Here is a 2,525-nt window from a genome sequence, read left to right as displayed (position 1 = left end):
GCCAGAACATAGTCTGCTTCCTGCTCTATGCATTGTTGAGCCACCTTTTTCTGACAGCCCATAGCATCCAATGTGACAAGGCAGCCTTTCAGCTCTAAAGCTTTGAGCAGTTTAGGTACCGCTGTAAGGTGAGTAGACCGAGGGAACTTCCCCCTCAGCCTCTCGCAAAACAGAACGTGAACCTCTCGATTCATTCCGCTTCCATCAAGCAAACGTTCTTGCTGATCCAAATCGCCAATGGGCGAAGAGTCCGGGGCATCGTAACGACAACTGATCAAACAGTCCTATCGCACGACTTTTGTGCCTCTTTAGCGTTTTGAACTTCCTTCTTGCCCAACGCACCAGAGTTTTATTGAAGTGTCTGAACACCGGATCAAGTGCTGAACGACAATACTGCCCGTAATAACTTATCCAGCCATGCAGAATTGGATTCAACCACCTTGCAAGCTCTTCCAAGCTATAACCCGTCTTATGTCTGACCTTCAGCTTTCTGATTGTCCGTCTCATGTCTTTCATTGCGGCCTGGCTTACTGCAGGAGTAAAGCTGACAAAGAATGTATTATCCGACGCTCTTTTACAGCGTCGTCGTCTGAAGGTATAACCCAGAAAATCAAAACTCGTATGCGCGGCATACTGCCCTTTCCTCTTGTCATCCTTGCAATACACGATCTTTGTTTTCTCCGGATGTATCTCCAGTCCACATTCTTCAAAACGCCGTTTTATCTCTCTATGCAGATATTCTGCCTTACCCTGATTTCTGGCATGAATCAGACCATCATCGGCATATCGACACCATGGGTTTTCAGGAAATCGTTTTTGCATCCACTTATCGAACACGTAATGCAAAAACAGGTTCGCCAGCAGCGGACTGATAACACCACCTTGCGGTGTTCCCCGGTTCCGTTCCAGTACGTTTCCGTTACCCTTCTGTAATGGCGCAACCAACCACCTTTTGATATAGAGTATGATCCAACTGAGATTCTGCCCAAGCACTTTTTCACCAATGGCAACATGCTTTTCGACCGCCTTCATCAGCAAATCATGTCGTATATTGTCAAACAGCCCTTTAATGTCAAACTCCAGAACCCAATCGTATTTCCAGCATCGTTGTCTTGTTACCCCTATGGCTTGAATCGCTGACTTTGCAGGTCTATAGCCATAAGAGTCCTCAAGAAAACAAGGCTCTAACATTTGTTCCAGATGTTCTTTAACGACCATCTGCGCTATCCGATCACTTATCGTTGGAATACCCAGTATTCTCTCGCCTCCGGATTTCTTCGGTATACTCACCGCTTTCACCGGAGGTGGAAAATAAGTGCCTGACGATAAGCGATTCCATATCTTATACAGGTTGTTCTTCAGATCTTTCTCGAAGATCTCAATCGTCACACCATCAATACCAGCACCGCCACGATTGGCTTTCACCTTCTCGTAAGCAGCATGCACATCCCACTTTGATATCGCAAACTGTTTTGCCTGAGCGCATAACTTCCTCCTGTCACAAGGTGGCAGTTGTGAAATGCCCTCAGGCTGCTTGATGCAACCCCTTCGCTCCACACTCATTACAAGTGCTTCCTCACTACTACGGGTTGCTCCGCCCCAGTATCATGCATCGGTACTCGCAAGCTCATAATTTCAGTTATTCGCCCTTCTCCCTTAACATCATGATGACTGGTTCCCGTGGTTCCCATAAAGAGCCTAATGCAAGGTCATGCCTGCTTTACGCCGAACACCACACACCCAACATTCGGAATACGCCGGTGTACTTGTCCCGAGATAACGAAACGACCTCGGTTTTGATGTTACTGGAAGATTACGACGCGTCCACACAGGTTCGGGGTTACTCATCTCCTTACACCATACCTCGCCAGAATTTCATTCTGATTTTCCTTCAACGCTTCCGACCATTACTCTTAATAACAGCCGTTTGAAGGTGGTTTAAAGCCAACTTCCGACAGTAGACTTTGGAGGGCCTTCCTCCATCTCTTCATGAGCTTATGCTCATTCACTGGTTGTTTTCCTAACAGGGCCAGTTTCAGTGCCCACGGCACACTAACGTTCGATTTACTCTTATGAGTGACTGGGACAAAGCCTACAATACCGCAATGGAAGAGGCTTCAGCCGGTGTCTATTCGACCTTTCGTACGCCTGAGCGGGAAGATAAGTTCAAATGGGGGGGTCCACTCTATGAAGAAGACTGGGTTCTGCTGGCAGCAACTGACAATGAGATCGAGATCGATACTCTGAAGGAATTGAATAACTACAAAGTAGGTTCATTTGTTTTTGACGGAATCACTGATTATCTCGTTGAGCAAGGTGTCAACATTGAGCCTGCTCAAAACGATGCCGTCAATGTTGTCCGATTGAAACTGGGCCAAATACAGCTTTGGGCTTCAAGTTCCGCTACTAAAAACCTGCGACAATCAGTGATTCTCTGGGTTTATCTACACCGTCAACACGGCTGCATACCGGAGTATGTCTTACGCCACTCTTGTGTAGGGTTTAAGGTCGAGCTGTAACGTGTC

At 46.9% G+C, this 2,525-nt stretch carries 2 protein-coding genes and 1 pseudogene; 1 reads left to right on the top strand and 2 read right to left on the bottom strand.

The window, feature by feature from the left end:
* Both ACR2PX_RS13900 and ltrA read right to left on the bottom strand, forming a co-directional pair.
* Positions 1-140: pseudogene (locus ACR2PX_RS13900) on the bottom strand (ISAs1 family transposase); the annotation flags it as partial.
* A 64-nt stretch (positions 141-204) separates the two neighbouring features.
* The gene (gene ltrA / locus ACR2PX_RS13895; RefSeq protein WP_433999951.1) at positions 205-1,563 is read right to left on the bottom strand and encodes a group II intron reverse transcriptase/maturase; all 1,359 of its coding nucleotides are present in this window, start codon (positions 1,561-1,563) and stop codon (positions 205-207) included.
* A 509-nt stretch (positions 1,564-2,072) separates the two neighbouring features.
* Between ltrA and ACR2PX_RS13890 the strand changes: the two genes are divergently transcribed.
* Complete coding sequence (locus ACR2PX_RS13890; RefSeq protein ID WP_433999950.1) at positions 2,073-2,519, top strand: hypothetical protein; 447 nt, start codon at positions 2,073-2,075, stop codon at positions 2,517-2,519.
* The last annotated feature ends 6 nt before the right edge of the window (positions 2,520-2,525 follow it).

The organism is Endozoicomonas sp., assembly GCF_051008435.1.
Taxonomy (GTDB): domain Bacteria; phylum Pseudomonadota; class Gammaproteobacteria; order Pseudomonadales; family Endozoicomonadaceae; genus Endozoicomonas_A.
The sequence above is the reverse complement of the archived record's forward strand: the minus strand, read 5'-3'. Positions and strand labels throughout refer to the sequence as shown.